The following is a 17,744-nucleotide window of genomic DNA, read 5'->3' on the forward strand; positions in this document are numbered from 1 at the left end:
CGTCTTGCCTGCGACCTGCAACGCGGTCTTCTGCGCGAGCAGTTCCTCCTGCCCGACGAGGAACGTGAAGAGCTTGATCTGCTGGCGATCCAGCACGTCATGCACGTCTCGCAGCCACTCGTATTCATTTTCATTGAACCTCTGGGCTTCGTCACAGAACAGGAGCACGGCGTTGCTTCCTGAGCGTGCGGCTGCCTCGCGAATACGAAGCGACAGGCGGGAGCGTTTGGCCGAACTGGTACCGGCGTTCGGTGCGTGATCGCCCACCGCTTCCAGCAGAGTCGCGAAGAAGGGCCCTTCTGCATGCCGCGGCTTATGCTCGCACTGCGCGTGGTAGGTGGTTATCTTCGGGTACTGACGGGCGAGCAGGAGCCGCACGTACTCGATAGCGCGGGTTTTGCCAACCCGCGACGGCCCATAGATAAGTGCCCCCATGATACGGTAGCGCAGACAACGCGCGACGAGCTCATAGAGCGCCTCGATCGCCGGCGTGGCAAGACGATAGTTGCCGGTGACGAGTGGGTGCAGCGATGGATCGATCGGACGCGGAATCTGGAGCGACATGACACACCTCGCAGCTTGAACAGCGGAGTTAAAACACCTGACCGGTACCGATCGAAAGCTTTCGCGGTCGTACCGAGGTGCGTGGCGTAAGCTCGTTGACCGTGGCCGCTTGCGCATCCATCCCTGGCGCCGTGCCCGGTGTGACGGAAACTGTTCCGGGCTGGTGGGGCGGACCGACGGGCGTGCGTACGGTCGGTGCCGATGCGAGCAACCGCGTCGCGTGGGCCAGTTCCGTCGCTGCCTTGCGGGTCTTCTTCGCTTGCCTCAGCTTCTCGTCGACGTAGGCTTCAATAGGGTTGAAATCGAGGTTAGCGGTGCGTCGCCGCTTGCCCCGTTGCCTGAGAATCTGCTGACGCAGCCTGAGGTTGTGCGGCACCACACGCCACGCCCCTTGCGCCTCGAGTACGCCCAGCTCCATGCCGTCAGCCAGGAAAGCGCGCACGGAGCGCAGGTCGTCGGCATTCATGTAGATCAGCAGATGCTGACCGATCAGGTGCGTACTGGTTGCAAGGACACGGTTCGTGTAGCGCACGCCATACAGGTTGATGTGCGGACGCACGCCCTGTTCGAGGTAGGCCCGCACGCGGCACTGTTTTGCCGATTGCATCAGGCAGAGCGTCCGGCGCTGATGTTCTGCCAACCAGACCAGCATGGTTTGCCTGCTGCGGACGAAGTACTCCATCGCTTCCAGCGGTGTGGCGTTGTTCAGTCCGCGGTGCGGTGTCCCGTTGTAGCCCGAGATGGCGTACTCGACCAGTTCCGCCAGCTCATCGAGCGAAACGTAGAGACGCAGATCGCCTTTGGGATCCGAGAGCGCCCGGCGAAGGTCGCGTATGTGCGAACCCGTGTATCCCGGCAAACGTGAAGACAGTCGGCTGGCAATCGTGCCGAAGAACCGTTCGATATAGGGCCGCTCGTCTGGACTGTGTTTAGGTCCGGCGTCAGCCAGGCAGCCGACGAATTCGCACAACGCGGTCATCGTCTCGTTTGCGAGGTTGGCCTTCGCGTTGTCGAGCTTGATCCACTCCCAGGTCACATAGGCCAGTTCGGGCATGTGGCCTGATGGGAAGCCATCCTGCGGTCCGTACGTGAGGCCCGGTATTGTGAACGTCCGCGGGCGATGGGGCGTCAGAGCATTCTCGATGGTCTTGATGACGTCGTAGCGGCTGTACTCCCTTGCCAATGCGATGTGATACCCGATCACGGCACGAGTGCAAACGTCGATGATCACAAGCAACCATACTCTTTCCATCTCGAATTCGTGTGCGAAGCCGAGCGGATCGCGCACTACCACCTTCAGACGAACGTCCAGCCGGTGACCGTCGAACTCGACGACCTGATATGGCCGGACCGCCACGGCCGGGCCGGTGTCGTCAACGCGCGGCAAGCCCTTGAGGTGCGTGGCGCCCGCTGAGCGTGCAGCCGAGCCGAAGCTTCGCAGCATCTCCGCCTTCAACCGTCGCGAAAGCGAGCGGACCGCATGGTCTGCCGTGTTCAGCGGGTAGTCGGCCGCCGTCAATCCGACTGACCGGCATTGGCGCAGGAAATTGTCGTGCAGCGATTGCAGGCCCCGCAGACGCGTGCGCAGGTGCCCGTCAGTATGTATCTGCTCAAGCAGTATCTTGCGTTGCTTTACCTGAAGCAGCAGCCACCCAGTCAACGTCGGATAGCGCTCGAGAAGCTGCGCGAGAGCACCGGCGGCACCGCGGCTGCCGCGCTCGCCTCGTACTTGCACATCACGCACTCGCCCATATTCTGCGATACGCGCATAGTGGATGAGCGCGCGAAAGCCGAAAGGGCGGCCGTCGGGATGAGCCGTCTGGGCACGCTCAAGCCAGCGGTACAGTTGCCGGCGATCGCAGTGTGTCGACTCCTCGATGTCCCTGATCGGTTCCCCCGCTATGTAGCGCAATATGGCCCGCTGACGTGCCTCAAACTTGCGGCGGACTGGCTCGTCGAGTTCGGTATGGGCGACAGTGGGCCATGCGTTGACATCGATCGTCTGTAACTCCGGCGTGCGGCGACTCATGATGTCGCCTCCAAAGCTGTGAAGGAGGTGAGCAGCGAGAGCGGTTGCGTCTGAAGTGCCGAAGCGCTAACGCGACCGCTATGGAGCAGGCCGAACAAGGCAGCGCGAACGATCACGGGGTCACCGGTTAGGAATTCGCGCTCGATATCGAGTAATCGCCGGGGCTCCTTCACAAAATGCGCGATCGCCTGTGGCAATGTTGTCGGAACGAGGCCCCGGTTCGCAACAAGGTAAGGGAGGATGCGCTGCCAGTTTTCCGTCCACACACGCGCCGCGGTTAGGTCAGCCGATGCGACAAACCGGACCTCAGAGGCGCCAACGTCAAGCTCGGCGGGTGACGTGTCCAGATCGGATCCGACGATCAGGTCGCTTAGTACAACCAACTCTTCACGATCAAGGTAGCGCACCCAGAAATCGGCAAGGCGGCGGTATCCGTCAATCAACACATAGCCTGGCCGCTCGCAGAAGGTGATTACCTTCGGGTTCGCCTCGAGCAGTAGCCATTGTTCGAGCAACGGACGCCTGTAGAACATGACGCGGCGCGCGAGCTTGGGGCTGAAGGCTTCGAACCGATGTGCGCCGCGTGGACGGACAAGCGCAATCGGCTCGGCCACGCGAAGGGTATCTGCCATGAGATCAATCTCCTACGGACGGGATTCGAAGTGTAGGAGGCGAGTTGGCAAATTTAATACGGACATATGCGAGTTGACGCTTTCATTCCGATTCGAAGGTAAATAAAAATGTCAACAGGTCGCGCTTTGGCCCGCGGTTACTGGGAGGGCTGGTGACAAATTTATTACGTCCTACGCAAACTTGCCAGGGAGAAACTGATTCCTCACTGAATCGCCTTCCTTAATTCGCTTCCCCGACTACCTGTCAGGTCCGGTCCAGGCTAATACAATTAATAGGCGCTGTTGATGTCGCTGCTTACTTAGCTTCAAAGCATGAAATAAGCGCCTCACCCAAGAGTCGTCCATGCGACTAACAACAACGCCAACGTTTTGCCTGCAATCCATACTCACGAAACTATCCTCAAACTTCCGTAGACTGAAGAAGCGAACTCGACGCAGGCTTCTCGTGTGAGTTCGACCGAAGGCCCTGCGTGAGTCCAGCACGTGGTCCCCTCTACGCCATCGTTTGGCTGCGGAACCGGAACGCGCTCAACATTTGCCGCTGCTGACCGGCCTGTTCTTCCAGCGTTTGTGCAGCCGCGGATGCCTGTTCGACTAGCGCGGCATTGCGCTGTGTTACTTCGTCGAGTTGGCTCACAGCGCGGTTAATCTGGTCGATGCCGCTCGTCTGTTCTTCCGATGCCACCGACATGGCCGTGTTGATGTCCGCCACGCGGCTGATGGCGCGCGTGATGCTCGCCATCGTGCGGCCAACCACTTCCACCTGCGTTGATCCCAACTGTACCGTTGCCGACGAACTGCGGATCAATTCGCGGATGTCCTTCGCCGCCTTCGACGAGCGCTGTGCAAGCGTGCGGACCTCGCCGGCGACCACGGCGAACCCGCGCCCGAGTTCGCCAGCGCGCGCCGCTTCGACGGCCGCGTTTAGCGCGAGGATATTGGTCTGGAACGCGATGCCCTCGATCAACGTCGTGATGTCGGAAACCTTCGCCGAACTGTCGATGATGTCACTCATCGTAGTCAGCATACGAGCGGTCGCGCCGTCGCCTTCGTGGGCGACTTGCGAGGCTTCGGCGGCCAGCCGCATCGCTTCGCGCGCGTGGTCGGCGTTCTGGCGGTTTGTCGCGGTGAGCTGCTCCATGCTGGCAGCGGTCTGTTCGAGCGACGCCGCCTGCTCTTCGGTGCGCGAGGACAAATCGCGGTTGCCGTCGGCGATTTCACCCGCCGCAGCGAGGATCGATTCGCTCGACATCTGAATTCGGCGTACGACGTCCGTAAGCTGCGCGTCCATCTGCGCCAGCGCCCGCAGCAACTGACCAAATTCGTCATCGGCAAGCGCGACGATCCCGTTCTCCAGCCAGCCGTCCGCTATCCGGTACGCGACAGCTATCGATGCATCGAGCGGTCGCGAAATACCGCGGACCAGATAGGCGCCGACGCCGCATGCGATCACCAATGCGATTGCGACGGCGCCGCCGCACAACAGGAACATCCGGCGAGAGCGGTCTGCTCCGTCGTCGGCGGTCTGGCGGACATGCGCGGTTTTTATGCCGACAATCCGGTCCGTGCCGTTATAGATGACCTGGCTCGTGTCGGCGAGTGCGTCGAGGAGTGGGCGCGCTAGCGCGGTATCGCCTGCATCGAGCATCGCCGCCGCACGCGCGGCTTGTGGCGCGAACGCGGCGATCGCGGCATCGATGTGGCGGGCGACATCGCGTTCATCGGACTGCGTCAGGCGTGCCGGATAGTAGTCGCGCCAGGCAACGTCAAGAGTTTTTTGTGTCGCTGCCAGGCGCGTGATCATCGCCTTTGCGTCTGCTGAGCTTTGCATCGAGGGGATGCGCATCAGACCGAGGCGGATGCGCAGCGCCGAGCTTTCGACGGTGGCAAGATCGGTGATCGGCAAGGTGTCGTCGGCGTACATCCGGTGCATGTCTGTGTTCAGTATCGACATGCCGTGCGCGCCGATCAGCCCGGTGGTCGCGATCAGCGCGGCGCACACGCCGAGCGCGAGCACAATCTTGAAGCGGATTCCCTGGAGGGCGGCTCTCATGGCATCTTCCTAAGACGTTGTCCATGTGCTGCCAGCCTCCTGTGTGAGGGCGACCGCACACGGTATATCTCGCGCCGAACGGCATTCTGTTTGTTCGGCGCAAGCTCTCGACATGGCAACAGCGAACGCATCGGTGATATCCGGGCGTTCGCCGGGTGGTCAGAACTTGTGACGGATGCCCGTGACGGCAATAAATTGCGTGCCGCTACTGGACGGGCCGGATGCTCCCTCGATCTGCGCGACAGCGTTCGTGGCGCGCTGATACAGCAAGTCGATGTAGACGTCAGTCGATTTGGACAGGAAGTATTGAAGCCCTGTCGTCGTCTGCCAGTAGTGCCACGAGGCCACCTTCCCGTTCGTCGATACATTCGTATATGTCTCGCCGATCGCCGCATGCAAGGTGGGCGTGATGCGGTAGCGTAGGCTCGCTTCAGCGTTCTGGTAGGTCTGGTATCGGCTCGCAGGCGTCAATTCGAAGCGCGTGTTCGTGTACATCAAGCCGACGCTTGCATTGCCGATGTCGTATAGCCCGCCCGCGCCGTAAATGCGCTGCTGGCTGATGCCCTTGAGAAACGTGAAGTAGTTATCGGATGGAATCGCGCCGGTCGTGTCGGTGGCAGGATGATTGAGCATCACGTAGGCCGCGCCCAGATGCCACGGACCATTCGCGTAGCTCGCGCCAACGCTGTATGAACGGTTCGTAGCGAAATTGCCTGGATTGCCCGACAGCGCATACATCGTGTTGATCTGCAGACCATAGAAGGTCGGCGTCACGTATTTGATCGAGTTGTCGGTGCGAAACGTGTTGTTGATGTCATCGACATCGAACGGATGCGTGCCGTACTGAACGGTATCGGCGGCAACTTGCAGCGGCTCCAACGAATCCTGCGACGCGTTGTACTGACGGCCCAGCGTCAACGTGCCATAGCGATCGCTCGACAGACCCACCCATGCCTGTCGTCCAAAAATACGTCCATTCGCGCTGGCCGTGCCGCTCATTACATTGAAGCCGTTCTCGAGCCGGAATACGGCATGATTGCCGCCGCCGAGGTCTTCGCTGCCGAGCAGGCCCCAGCGCGAGCCCTGTTCGTTGCCGGACGTCGCCTGATAGTTCGATTTGCCGCCCTGATTGCTGGTGTATGTGAAACCACCGTCGACGATGCCGTACAGCGTGACGCTCGACTGTGCGTGTGCTGCGCCGGCCGTCAGGCCGATGCCGCCGATGACGAGCAGGGTCGCCGGAAGTGTCTGTTTGCGCATGGTGCTTTTCCTCTTGGAGTTGGACTTGCTGTTGAAAATCGGCGTGCGACGAACCGGAAGCTGTCGTGCTGTTTCGGGTTGCTTCGGGGTATTCGCAAAAAATGCGGGCAAAAAGTGGCCTCGGACGTCGCGCTGAACGCGACGCCTCAATGACCGGCAACGGGATGGTGCGGAGGTGCTTCTAGCTGGTTTTACGGCTATCCGTCGGCTTGGGCCGCATTGCTTCGAGCGATGCTGCAGAGACGAGCGGCAGTACGACGTGCGACGCTTGACCTGCGCCGAAATGCACGCGGTTCACTGCGACGCGTGGTGTGCGCGCCAGCGCGGGCGCCTCTCCGCTATTCGGGTTGACGTCGAAGTGCGGGAAATTGCTGCTGGAGACGTCGAGGCGGATGCGATGGCCGCGTTTGAACAGATTCGCCGTGGCGAACGGTTCGATTTCGATCGCGTAGATGCGGCCTTTTTCAAGGGTGCGTGGCTCAGTCCATGATTCATGAAAGCGACAACGGAAAATACCGTCGGTCAGATTCATCGCGTAGCCATGCGGGTAATCTGCATTTGGCGGATAGACGTCGATCAGCTTCGCGGTGAAATCGGTATCGGGCGCATCGGACGAAATCCACAGCTTCACGACAATCGGCCCAACCACGGCGACGTCTTCTTCGAACACTTCGGTCTGGAACACGAGAACATCGGAGCGTGCCGAGAGCGGCATGCCCGCGTGCCGCGTGCCGAAGAAGCGTGGGTCTTCACGCTGGTCGAATGCGCCGCCTTCGAAAACCGGTGCGCCCGACGTCAGCGCGCCGCCGATCGTCGGTACCGGATTGGATGGATCGAACGAATACGAGATCGCAGCGGGCTCCGCATGCAATGCATCATTCGACGCTGAAAGCGAGCCGTCCTTCGCAAGGTAAAACGGCGTGAGGCGCGTGCCGGGCAGCGGCCATTGCGATGAATTGACCCAGCGCCCGCCATGCTCCATGCGGCTCTGCGGATTGCGCGACCCACTGCCGCCGCCCATCACGAAGATACGTGCGACGGCATCAGCAGATCCTTTCGACGCCGCGTGCGGTTTCAGCCAGCGGTCGAACCAGTCGGCGCGGAACGCCAGCCAATCGTTCGCAATCTGGCCTTCGATAACCGCGTCGGGCCCGAATTCAACGTCGCCGCTATATGAAACGTTGCGGTCGCCGTGCAGCCATGGACCCATGATCAGATAGGCAGGGGCGCCAGGGGTGCCCGATAGTGCGGCGAAGTTATCGAGCGTGCTGCGCACATACGCGTCGTACCAGCTCGACATCAGTACCGTTGGCACGCGCTTCATGGTGTCGTAGTAGCCCTCGGCATAGATGCCCGGCTGTTTCCAGTAGTCGTCGAACACGTCGTGCGCCCATTGCTCGAACAGGTAGCCCTCGTATTCAGGCACCATCGCCAGCGGCGAGTGGCCCGGCCGCCACGGCATTCGGGCAAACCACTCACGCAGATCGCTCGCGTCGAGCGCAGCGGCGACCAGCGGATTCTCAGCGGCCGCCGTGCTGTTTTTCGCACGGTTGAACGCCCACGTTGCCTGCTTCAGTTCGAAGGCGCCACCCTGACGAATGCCGCATTGATAGCCATTGGCGAAACCGCCCGAGTCCAGTACCATGCACGCGAGCCCCGGCGGATTCAGGCAAGCGGCGGCAAGCTGGGTATGGGCCGCGTACGACAGTCCCATGGTGCCAACCTTGCCGTTCGACCAAGGCTGTTGCGTGATCCATTCGATCGTGTCGAAGCCGTCTGGGCCTTCAGCGACATATTTTGTAAACACCCCCTCGGAGTTATAGCGGCCGCGGCAATCTTGCAGTACGACCACGTAGCCACGCGCGGCGAAATAGCGTGCTACATCCGCGCGATTCGCGGGAGGCTGCCCATGATGTATTTCCGAACGAGAGATATCGGATTTGCCATACGGCGTGCGTTCCAGAATCGCGGGCAGCGGCGCATCAATGCCGGCGCGATAACCGGCGGGGAAGTACACGTCGGTGGCGAGGCGCACGCCATCGCGCATTGGCACCATCGCGTCGCAAAGCGAGTTGAGCGCCGAATCAGTGGGAAGCGCTCCGCTACGGAAAGAAGCATCAGTCATGGTTGAGTCTCGATGAAGAGCAGCGAGGTGCGTTCAGATTTGTTCGGATGGAAGATCACGCCGTTGCGTGCCGCCCAGTAGTCCACCGGGAAATAGAGCGGCACGATGCCGTAGTCGCCGAATCCCGCGCGCGCCGCCTGTTGAAGCAACTGGTTGCGGCGCGCGGGATCGAAGGTTGCCGACGCTTCGCGCAACAGCCGGTCGAGCGTCGGGTTCGAATAGCGAGTGCGGTTGAAGGCGCCAGTGCCGTCCTCGCGTGAATAGCTTTCGAGCACGTTGGTCAGCGCAATCGCGGAATCGCTGGTCGTATTGCCGAAACTGAAGACGAACGCGCTGTAGCTTCGTCGCGCAGCGGCGCCTGCATACACGTTGTAGGGTTGCGTGACGACGTCGTTCACGGCGATGCCACCGCGCGCGAGCATCTGGCCGAGCGCCTGGCCGAGATCGCCGTCACTCGCGAAGCGATCGTTCGATGAATGGATTGTCAACCGGAAGCCGTCCGGATAGCCGGCTGCAGCAAGCAGGCGTCGCGCGCCGACGGGGTCGTACCGGTCCGGTTGAAGCTGCGGGTCATAACCGCCCATACCCGGCGGCACGATTTGCGCAGCGGGCAATCCGGCGCCGTTCAGCAGATGTTGCGTAATCGCGTCGCGGTCGATCATCTTCGAGATGGCTTCGCGCACCCGCACGTCGCGCAGCGGATTGCGCGCGATCGTCGAGCCGTCGGCGGCCGCGACAAATGGCGAAGCGTCGCGCGCCGAATCGAGTGCGAGATAGATGAGCCGTGCGGACGGACCGGAAAAGAGCGTGACGTTTCGTTCGCGGCGCAGGCGGTCGATCGTGACGGGCGGTACGTTATCGATCAGGTCGACGGAGCCGGAGAGCAAGGCCGACAGCCGCGCGGCGTCGTTCGACACGAAGCGGATGGTGCACGTGTCGAAAATGGGCCGCTTGCCCCAGTAATGGTCGTTGCGCACGAGTTCGAGACGGTCGCCCGGAATCCAGCGTGCAAGGCGATACGGACCGGTGCCGACCGCGACGGCGGGCAGGCGGTAGTCGTTGCTCGCGTGCCCCGCCGTCGCGTGCTGCGACACGATATAAACGAGCCCGATCTGCTCGACGAACGCGGGTGAAGGCGTCTTCGTCACAATGCGCAGCGTCAGCGGGTCGACGACCTCGATGCGCGCGATGTTCGCGACCGCGCCCGAATACGGCGCGGGACTGTTCGGCACGGACCGCGCGCGGCGCAGCGAATACGCAACGTCGTCGGCACTCATCGGCGAGTTGTCCGAGAAGCGCACGTTCGGGCGCAGATGGAATTCCCACGTAAGCGGATCGACCGCGCGCCACGACACAGCAAGACCTGGCCGGACTTGCAGGTTGTCGTCCTGTTCGATCAGCCGCTCGAACATGTTTTCGGCGGTCTGCATATTGTTCTGCGTACGCGAGAACAGCGGATCGAGTGACTGCGGCTCGGACGCGAGCGCCATCGTCAGCGAGCGCGCCTGCGCGATGGTGGCCGCGCTGGCAAAGCTCAGCCCGCACGCGAGCGCGATGACCGCCGTGCGCTTGAGGCCGCGTCGGCGCATGGATGAAATCGCCGCGTTCATTGCACCTCCACCAGATGACATGCGACCTGATGAGCGGGGCCGCTCGGGCGCAACAGAGGGCGCTCGGTGCGGCAACGCTGCGTCGCGTGGGGGCAGCGTGGATGGAAATGACAGCCGTCGGGTGGCGCGAGTGGCGATGGAATTTCGCCTTGAATCGACTCGAACTGCCGTTTGCGGTTCGACAGGCGCGGCACCTGCGCAAGGAGCGCGATCGTGTAGGGATGCTGCGGATTGGCGAACAGTTCGACGGTCGGCGCGGTTTCGACGATACGGCCGAGATACATGATGGCGACGCGATCGCTGATGTGCTCGACGACGCCCAGATCGTGGCTGATGAACAGGTACGTGAGACCGAGATCGCGGCGCAGTTGCATGAAGAGATTGATGATCTGCGCCTGGATCGACACGTCGAGCGCCGCGATCGATTCGTCGCAGATCAGGAAATCCGGGTTCACTGCCAAAGCGCGGCCGATTCCGATGCGCTGACGCTGGCCGCCGGAAAACTGATGTGGAAAGCGTTCGCGGAAATCCGGATTCAGGCCAACTCGCTCCATCACGTCGACGACATACGAATCCAGTTGTTTGCGCTCCACGATGCCGTGCACGAGCGGTGCCTCGCCAATGATGTCGCGCACCCGCTTGCGCGGATTCAGCGACGACAATGGGTCCTGGAAGATCATCTGGGTAGCGAGCCGGTGGCGCGGTGCGCGATGTCCAGCGCGAATGCTGACGTGCTCGCTGCCCGGCGCTGATGGCTCGGCGGTGTTCTCGATTGTGCGGATCGAGCCGCTCGACGGCGCCACGATCCCGGCCAGCATCCGGCCGAGCGTCGACTTCCCACAGCCGGACTCGCCGACGAGGCCGACCACTTCGCCGCGATGAATCGTCAGGCTGACATCGTCGACCGCGTGGACGATCTGTTCCTCCGCGCGCGCGCCGAGCCAGCCGGCGATCCGCTCGGCGTAGTTCAGGCGACGAACGAAGCGGCGCGACATCTGGTCGACTTCGACCAGCGGCGCCATGACATGGGGTGCGTTCATGCGGGCGCTCCGGAACGTGGATGGAAACAGCGGTACAGATGCGTGCCGTCGCCGGTGACGGGGGGCTCGGCGCTACGGCACAACGAGGTGGCGTACGCGCAGCGCGGCGCGAACGCGCAGCCCACCGGCAGCTTGAGTGCGCTCGGCGCGATACCCGGAATCTGTTTGAGCGGTTCGCCGCGCCGGGCCTTTTCGGGCACGGAGTCAATCAGCCCGATCGTGTAGGGGTGGCGCGGCCGTTCGAGAATCTCGTCGACACTGCCCGTTTCGACGACCCGGCCGGCGTACATCACGCAAATGCGGTCCGCCAGCCCCGCCACCACCGCGAGATCGTGGCTCACCCACACCATCGCTGTATGCGAGCGGGCGCACAGCTTCTGCATTTCCGCGAGGATCTGCGCCTGGATCGTGACGTCGAGCGCGGTGGTCGGTTCGTCGGCAATGATCAGTTCCGGGTCGTGCAGCAGCGCGATCGCAATCGCCACACGCTGCCGCATGCCGCCCGATAACTGGTGCGGATAGGCGCGCAAGCGTTCGTCCGGCGACGGAATGCCGACCGACGCGAGGGCATCGCGCGCCCGTTGCCGCGCCGCATGCTTCGATACGCGTGTGTGGGCCTGGAACGCCTCGATCATCTGTGTGTCGACACGTAGTACTGGGTTCAGCGTCATCATCGGATCCTGGAAGATCATCGCGATGCGGTTGCCACGTAGCCGGCGCAGCGCTTCAGGCGTGAGCGTCGTCAAGTCTTCGCCTTTGAATAGCACGCGCCCGCCGACGATACGTCCCGGTGCGTCGATCAACCCGAGCACGGAGAAGCCCGTAATCGATTTGCCGGAACCGGATTCACCGACGAGGCCGACGATCTCACCTGGCGCAACGTCGAAGCTCGCGTCGTCGACGGCTTTCGCGACGCCCGCACCGGTGAAGAAATGCGTGCGCAAATTCTGCACGGACAAGGTAGGGGTGGACATGCGGAATCCTATTTCTGCAGACGCGGGTTCAATGCTTCGCGCAGACTGTCGCCGACGATATTCATGCTGAACACGAGCACGAGCAGCAACAGGCCCGGGAAAACACTGATCCAGTAAAAGCCCGCGATCAGTTGCTGATAGCCGTTCGCGATCAGCAGACCCAGCGAGGGCTGCGTGACCGGCAGGCCGATGCCGAGAAAGCTCAAGGTCGCTTCGGCTGAAATGGCGGCGGCAATCTGTACGAGGGCAATCACAATGACGGGCGGAAGGCAGTTCGGCAGCAACTGGCTGAACAACGCGCGCCGGTGACTCAAGCCGAGGCACAGCGCGGCCTCCATATACTCCTTGCGGCGTTCGACGGCGGCGACTGCTCGCACGGTGCGGGCAAAATAGGCCCACTGCACGACTACCAGCGCGAGGATCACCTTGTCGACGCCCTGGCCGAGAATCGCGAGCATCATCAGCGCGACGAGAATCGTCGGAAAGCCAAGCATCAGATCGACGGCACGCATGACGAGCGTATCGACATGACGACCGAAGTAGGCGGCGACGAGGCCGAGCGTCGTGCCGAGCGTCATCGCGAAGACGCCGCTCAGCAGGCCCACCCCAAGGCTGATGCGCAGTCCGTACATCATTGCGGCGAACATGTCGCGCCCAAGCGCATCGCTGCCGAGCAGGTACAGATGACCATTCACGCCGCGCGCGCCGGGTGGAAGGCGGCCATCGACGATATTGAGCGCGGCAAGATCATACGGATTCTGCGGCGCGATCCACGGCGCAAGCAGCGCGATCGCGACGAGCGCAAGACATACGCAGGTCGCGGCAGCGACGGCCGGCTTGCCGAACAGGCTGCGCAGCACGATGCCCAACGTCGTATTGCGATCAACCTGCCACGAAGAAAAGCTTCCGCTACTTCTCATGCCGCCTCCAGCCGCACGCGCGGATCGAGCAGCGAATAGATGATGTCGACGGCGAGGTTGATTAGCGTGAACATTGCGACCACGATCAGCAGATAGGCAACGATCACCGGACGGTCGAGCTTCGTGATGCTGTCAATGATCAGCTTGCCGACGCCCGGCCACGCGAAGATCGTCTCCGTCACCGTGGCGAATGCGATCAACGAGCCGAATTCCATACCGACAACCGTGACGATGGGAATCAGGATGTTCTTCAGGACATGCACGAAGATCACGCGCCGCTCGCGCAGGCCTTTGGCTCGGGCGAATTTCACGTAGTCGAGCGGCAGCGTTTCGCGCACGCCAGCGCGCGTGAGGCGCGTGACGAGCGACATCTTGAAGAGCGACAGATTGAGTGCCGGCAGCAGCAAGTGCCGCAGGCCATCCCACGTCGCGAGGCTGGTGTGGATGCCGAACAGCATGCCGGGTTGGCCACGGCCGGCCGACGGCAGCCAGCCCAGCGTGACCGAAAAGATCAGCACGAGCATGATGCCTTGCCAGAAGTTCGGCAGGCTGAAGCCGAGGATCGAGCCCGTCATCACGGTGCGGTCGAGCACCGATCCCGCCTTCAGTCCAGCGATCAAGCCGAGCGGCAGACCGACTATCAGCGCAAGCACCAGCGCCACGAGCGCGAGTTCCAGCGTTGCCGGCAGGCGTTCAAAAATCAGCTGGATCGACGGCTGGTTGAACACGAAAGAGCGCCCGAGATCGCCGTGCAGTGCTCGTCCGATGAAATGCAGATACTGTTGCCAGAGCGGCTGGTCGAGTCCGAGCGATTGCACGGCCTGTGCGATTTCGGCCGGGGTCGCGTCGGCCGGGACGAGGATCGCGATCGGATCGCCGATGGCGAACACGCCACAGAAGACGAGCACTGACGTGAGCAGCAACACGCCGATGCTCTGGATGAGCCGCCGGATGATGAAGGCGATCATTGCGTGTGAAACCTCAAATGATGAAAATGTGGGGGGTGCCGGTGGCGCAAACGGCACCGGGCTCATGCAACGCCCCGATGATTCGATGGCAAAAAACTGTCCGCAACCTTATGTCGAATCAACATAACCCTATGCAGAACCTGAAATGAACCTTAAGCAACTTGAAGCTTTTGTGGCGATTTCGACGCTGCATACGACGACGGCGGCCGCGCAGCGGCTGGGATGCTCGCAGTCGGCGGTGAGTCGTCTGCTGAGCCAGTTGGAGGAGGATCTCGGCCTGAGTCTGTTTGTGCGCGAACAGGGGCGCCTGACGCCAACTCGTGAGGGAGACGCGCTGGTGCAGGAAGTGGAGACGATCGTCGAAGCGGCGCGGTGCCTCGAACGGCATGCCCAGCAACTGCGACTGGCCGGCACGCAGCGCAAGCTCGTGCGCATCATGGTTCCGAATACCTTTGCACAGTTCCTGCTGCCCGCTGTGATGCAGCATTTCTACGAAACGCATCGCGACGCGGTATTGGAAGTGTTTTCGGGCACCTACGACGCTTCAGAACGCGCATTGCTGAGCCGTGAGGTCGATCTGGCGTTCGTTCGACTACCGACGCGCCTGTCCGGCTTTTCAGTCAAATGGCGGTTCAACAGTGAATCAGTGTGCGTGATACCACGCTCGCATCCGCTCGCCCGGAACGCGACCGTCTCCCCGCGCGATCTGGACGGCGTGCCGCTCGTGCTGCTATGGCGCCAGAGTGCGCTTCGCCACGAAGTGGACGCGGCCTTCCGCAGCGCGCGGGTGACGCCTAATGTGGTTGCTGAGGTGCATTCGGTGAGCGTGGCGTGCGCGATGGCGGCACGTGGGGTCGGCGCGGCGATCGTCAACCGGTTGATCGCCCAATGCTGCAACACGAAACAGTTCGTGATGAGGCCATTCGTGCCGACGATCAGCTTCGAGACCGGGATAGCATCCCTCGAAAGCTATCCGATCAGCGGAACCTGCGATGCATTTGCCGCCTGCCTTGCCGAAGCGCTGGAAGATCTCCACGCCCAGCGCGCGACTGGCTAATTTGAGTAGCAGCAGTGCGCACACCTGTAGGCAGCGGCGCAAAAGCAGTTCGGCGGCGTCGGCACTGCGATTCAAAGCTCTTCGCTTGGATCAGCGATCTCCAGCCTGAACTGCCTGGCTTTTGTCTTCTTCGCCACTGTTCGTCGCACGCTGCAGCGACAGACAACGCGATGAACGCGTATCGACGTCCGTGGACACCGGCGGAATGGATGCGGCTATTGTGAGGTCTGGGCAAGGAATATTTCATCGGCCAGAGCCTCTTTCCGGCTGAGGCTCATCGTCTCTACGGCTCTCATGGCCTGTGCCATTGCGCCCGGCGAAATACGGCTCATTCTGTTTTTCCCCGTTACGGATGGTGGGTGTTCCGCTGGTCCGTTACTGCCGACCGGGTTTCACTCTGGCCATTGGGCCGGGCACGCACGTCGGCCGCCGTAGCGATCGGTAACGCGATGAAATCGCGCTCGGGCATGTCGCTGGATGTTCGCTGGAACGGCAGATAGAGTCGCACGATCCATCGTGCTCCATCCTTGCTGCTTGCGTACGGATGCAGGATCTCGCCGTCCGGTGTGCACCGGTCGAAGCGCAACACGCCCTTGTGCGGGTACGGTGCGCCAGGTTCTTCGAAGCGGGCTCGCATCATGTGATTAACGAAGTCGTTGGGATAACCCGGGAGTTCCGACGTGTCGGCCTCGTGGATCGCGGCCCTGATCGCCTCTTCGTCCGTCAGATGGCAGCGCTCGATTTCGTGTTCGTCGAACACAACTTCCTTCGCGACGTAAGGGGGGCCGCGATACCAGTTCGGATCGTCGTCGTCGAGCTGGATGGCGACAACGGTGCGCGTGCCGACGTCGGTGCAGCGCCAGCGGAAACCGGCGGGACCGAGGAATTCGAGATCAATGTAGAAGTCGGAGTGCTTCATGGCGACTGGCGACGTGAGGTTGCGTCGCTATTGTGACAGAGGCAGTCCGGGCTGCCGCTCTCCCACGGTATGGGCGTGCCTCCGGTCATCCTCGGCGTGCAGATAGATGCCGGTCGTCTCGATCGAGGCGTGCCGCAGGTTCTTCTGGATGAAGCGCAGGTCGGTGCCGGCGTCCGCCTGATGCGAGGCCGCGCTGTGACGAAGCCAATGGGTTGACGCGCGGCGCAGCGTGGCGGCGCCGACCGGATCGACCGGCTCGAGCGCATCCGCCGCGCGACGGAACACTTCCTTGACGATCAGGTAGATCGCCGCCGGCGTCAGATGCCGCGCGTCGTCGCCAGCGATGCTCATCACAGCCGGACCGCGCTCGCCGGCCGATGGCACCGGTGACAACCCGTGAAAGACCCGGTACCGTGCAAAGTCGGCCATCAACATATCGCTGACCGGCACCTTGCCCTCGGCGCCGCCCTTGCCGATGACGTGCAGCCACCATTTGCCGCGGCGCTGATAGAAATCGCTGATCTATGCAGAGATCAGGCAAGGCAGCCGCACGACGATCAACGACGAACTGAAGCTGTGGAAGGACGAGCAGGCGCGCATCGACGCGTTGAGCGCCGCGCTGCCGCCGGCGGTGGCCAACGCGATGCTGTCGGTCTGGGCGCTTGCGGTTGAACATGGCGAACAAGTTTTCGCGCAACGTGGCGAAGAGCTCGAGACCGAAACTGCGGCCGCCGCAACACGCGCAGAATCGCTTGCGACCGCCAACGCGGGACTTCAGGTAGAGGTTCACACACTCCGTGCCCAGCTTGAAGATCAGCAGGCGCGGCTTGCCGCGGCGCTCGCCGATCTCACCCGGGCCCAGACCGAGCGTGACTCAGCCTCAAGGCAAAGCGAAGCCGCCACGGGCGAACGGGACGCCGTACGCGCGCAACTGGAACAGGCCCTGCGCGACGCGCAGTCCGCGCATGCACGCGAACTTGAGGCGCTTCGGGCCACCCGGGCCGAGCATGAATCCACCTTGCGGGCGGAAGTCGACCAGGCAACCGCCCGGCTCGAAGGCGTGCAAAAGCGCGTGATGATGCAGACCGAGGAAGCGCGCGAAGCGCAGCGGCGCGCCGAGGCCGCGCTCTCCAAAACCCAGCAGCGTAACGAACAGCTCGTCGGCGATGTCCAGCGACTGTCCGCCGACGCCGCCGAGCATCGACGGCTCGCCGAGCGTCACGAAAAACAGCTCGCCAGTGTCATGGAGGAAGCACGCGAGCTGCGAAGGGAGCGCGATGCGCTGGCCCAGCAGGTCGCGCTGCTGCAAGGCCAGCTCAAGCCACGAGCGGACACAGCCCCTGCGCGTTCGGCTAAACGGCCACGTTGAACGGGGCATCTATCAGGCTCGTGTTATGGGCGCCCGCGGGGTTCCTTGAAGAACCGCCCGTTATGTTTCGCCAATGATGGTGATCGCAATTGGGCAAGTGGTGGGATCAACTTGTCCGCACGGTCGCCTCCTCCCATGGGATTTTCAACGTCACCAGGAACTTTCCCTGCAAGACTGCCAATTTTCTGCTACCAAATCTCTTGACATCGTGAATTTGGCTTCAT

General features: G+C 62.3%; 14 protein-coding genes and 2 pseudogenes. 3 read left to right on the forward strand and 13 right to left on the reverse strand.

Annotated elements, in window-relative coordinates:
• The 11 genes from DLM46_RS34700 to DLM46_RS34750 all read right to left on the reverse strand — a co-directional run.
• A partial coding sequence (locus tag DLM46_RS34700; protein ID WP_133300428.1) for an AAA family ATPase occupies window positions 1-564 on the reverse strand: 564 nt, incomplete at its 3' end.
• A 28-nt stretch (window positions 565-592) separates the two neighbouring features.
• Complete coding sequence (locus DLM46_RS34705; protein WP_115108686.1) at window positions 593-2,593, reverse strand: DDE-type integrase/transposase/recombinase; 2,001 nt, start codon at window positions 2,591-2,593, stop codon at window positions 593-595.
• On the reverse strand, window positions 2,590-3,225 hold the full coding sequence (locus tag DLM46_RS34710; RefSeq protein ID WP_115108688.1) for a hypothetical protein: 636 nt from the start codon (window positions 3,223-3,225) through the stop codon (window positions 2,590-2,592). Before DLM46_RS34710 ends, DLM46_RS34705 begins: the two co-directional genes overlap by 4 nt.
• A 493-nt stretch (window positions 3,226-3,718) precedes the next feature.
• Complete coding sequence (locus DLM46_RS34715; protein WP_115108691.1) at window positions 3,719-5,278, reverse strand: methyl-accepting chemotaxis protein; 1,560 nt, start codon at window positions 5,276-5,278, stop codon at window positions 3,719-3,721.
• A gap of 159 nt (window positions 5,279-5,437) precedes the next feature.
• On the reverse strand, window positions 5,438-6,538 hold the full coding sequence (locus DLM46_RS34720) for a porin (RefSeq protein ID WP_115108693.1): 1,101 nt from the start codon (window positions 6,536-6,538) through the stop codon (window positions 5,438-5,440).
• A 181-nt stretch (window positions 6,539-6,719) separates the two neighbouring features.
• Entirely contained in the window at window positions 6,720-8,663 is a 1,944-nt protein-coding gene (locus DLM46_RS34725) for a CocE/NonD family hydrolase (RefSeq protein WP_115108695.1), read from the reverse strand.
• Complete coding sequence (locus tag DLM46_RS34730; protein ID WP_115108697.1) at window positions 8,660-10,273, reverse strand: ABC transporter substrate-binding protein; 1,614 nt, start codon at window positions 10,271-10,273, stop codon at window positions 8,660-8,662. The genes DLM46_RS34725 and DLM46_RS34730 overlap by 4 nt, the downstream gene beginning before the upstream one ends.
• The gene (locus tag DLM46_RS34735) at window positions 10,270-11,313 is read right to left on the reverse strand and encodes an ABC transporter ATP-binding protein (RefSeq protein ID WP_208866399.1); all 1,044 of its coding nucleotides are present in this window, start codon (window positions 11,311-11,313) and stop codon (window positions 10,270-10,272) included. Before DLM46_RS34735 ends, DLM46_RS34730 begins: the two co-directional genes overlap by 4 nt.
• Window positions 11,310-12,287, reverse strand: coding sequence for an ABC transporter ATP-binding protein (locus tag DLM46_RS34740; protein ID WP_115108703.1), 978 nt, complete (start codon window positions 12,285-12,287; stop codon window positions 11,310-11,312). The genes DLM46_RS34735 and DLM46_RS34740 overlap by 4 nt, the downstream gene beginning before the upstream one ends.
• 8 nt (window positions 12,288-12,295) lie before the next feature.
• Complete coding sequence (locus tag DLM46_RS34745; protein ID WP_115108705.1) at window positions 12,296-13,207, reverse strand: ABC transporter permease; 912 nt, start codon at window positions 13,205-13,207, stop codon at window positions 12,296-12,298.
• Entirely contained in the window at window positions 13,204-14,175 is a 972-nt protein-coding gene (locus DLM46_RS34750) for an ABC transporter permease (RefSeq protein WP_115108708.1), read from the reverse strand. Before DLM46_RS34750 ends, DLM46_RS34745 begins: the two co-directional genes overlap by 4 nt.
• Between DLM46_RS34750 and DLM46_RS39730 the strand changes: the two genes are divergently transcribed.
• Together DLM46_RS39730 and DLM46_RS34755 are read left to right on the forward strand one after the other, a co-directional pair.
• On the forward strand, window positions 14,159-14,302 hold the full coding sequence (locus DLM46_RS39730) for a hypothetical protein (protein WP_165848127.1): 144 nt from the start codon (window positions 14,159-14,161) through the stop codon (window positions 14,300-14,302). The two genes, DLM46_RS34750 and DLM46_RS39730, sit on opposite strands and share 17 nt — an antisense overlap.
• Window positions 14,303-14,320: 18 nt before the next feature.
• Window positions 14,321-15,232, forward strand: coding sequence for a LysR family transcriptional regulator (locus tag DLM46_RS34755; RefSeq protein ID WP_115108710.1), 912 nt, complete (start codon window positions 14,321-14,323; stop codon window positions 15,230-15,232).
• Between the two features lie 346 nt (window positions 15,233-15,578).
• Here DLM46_RS34755 and DLM46_RS34760 read toward each other — a convergent pair whose 3' ends face one another.
• The gene (locus tag DLM46_RS34760; protein WP_115108713.1) at window positions 15,579-16,151 is read right to left on the reverse strand and encodes a hypothetical protein; all 573 of its coding nucleotides are present in this window, start codon (window positions 16,149-16,151) and stop codon (window positions 15,579-15,581) included.
• Between the two features lie 27 nt (window positions 16,152-16,178).
• Window positions 16,179-16,670 (reverse strand): annotated as a pseudogene (locus DLM46_RS34765) (tyrosine-type recombinase/integrase); the annotation flags it as partial.
• Here DLM46_RS34765 and DLM46_RS34770 point away from each other — a divergent pair.
• Window positions 16,669-17,520: pseudogene (locus tag DLM46_RS34770) on the forward strand (DNA-binding protein); the annotation flags it as partial. The pseudogenes DLM46_RS34765 and DLM46_RS34770 sit on opposite strands and share 2 nt — an antisense overlap.
• Between the last annotated feature and the right edge of the window lie 224 nt (window positions 17,521-17,744).

Origin of the sequence: Paraburkholderia lacunae (assembly GCF_003353175.1) — a bacterium.
Lineage (GTDB): Bacteria > Pseudomonadota > Gammaproteobacteria > Burkholderiales > Burkholderiaceae > Paraburkholderia > Paraburkholderia lacunae.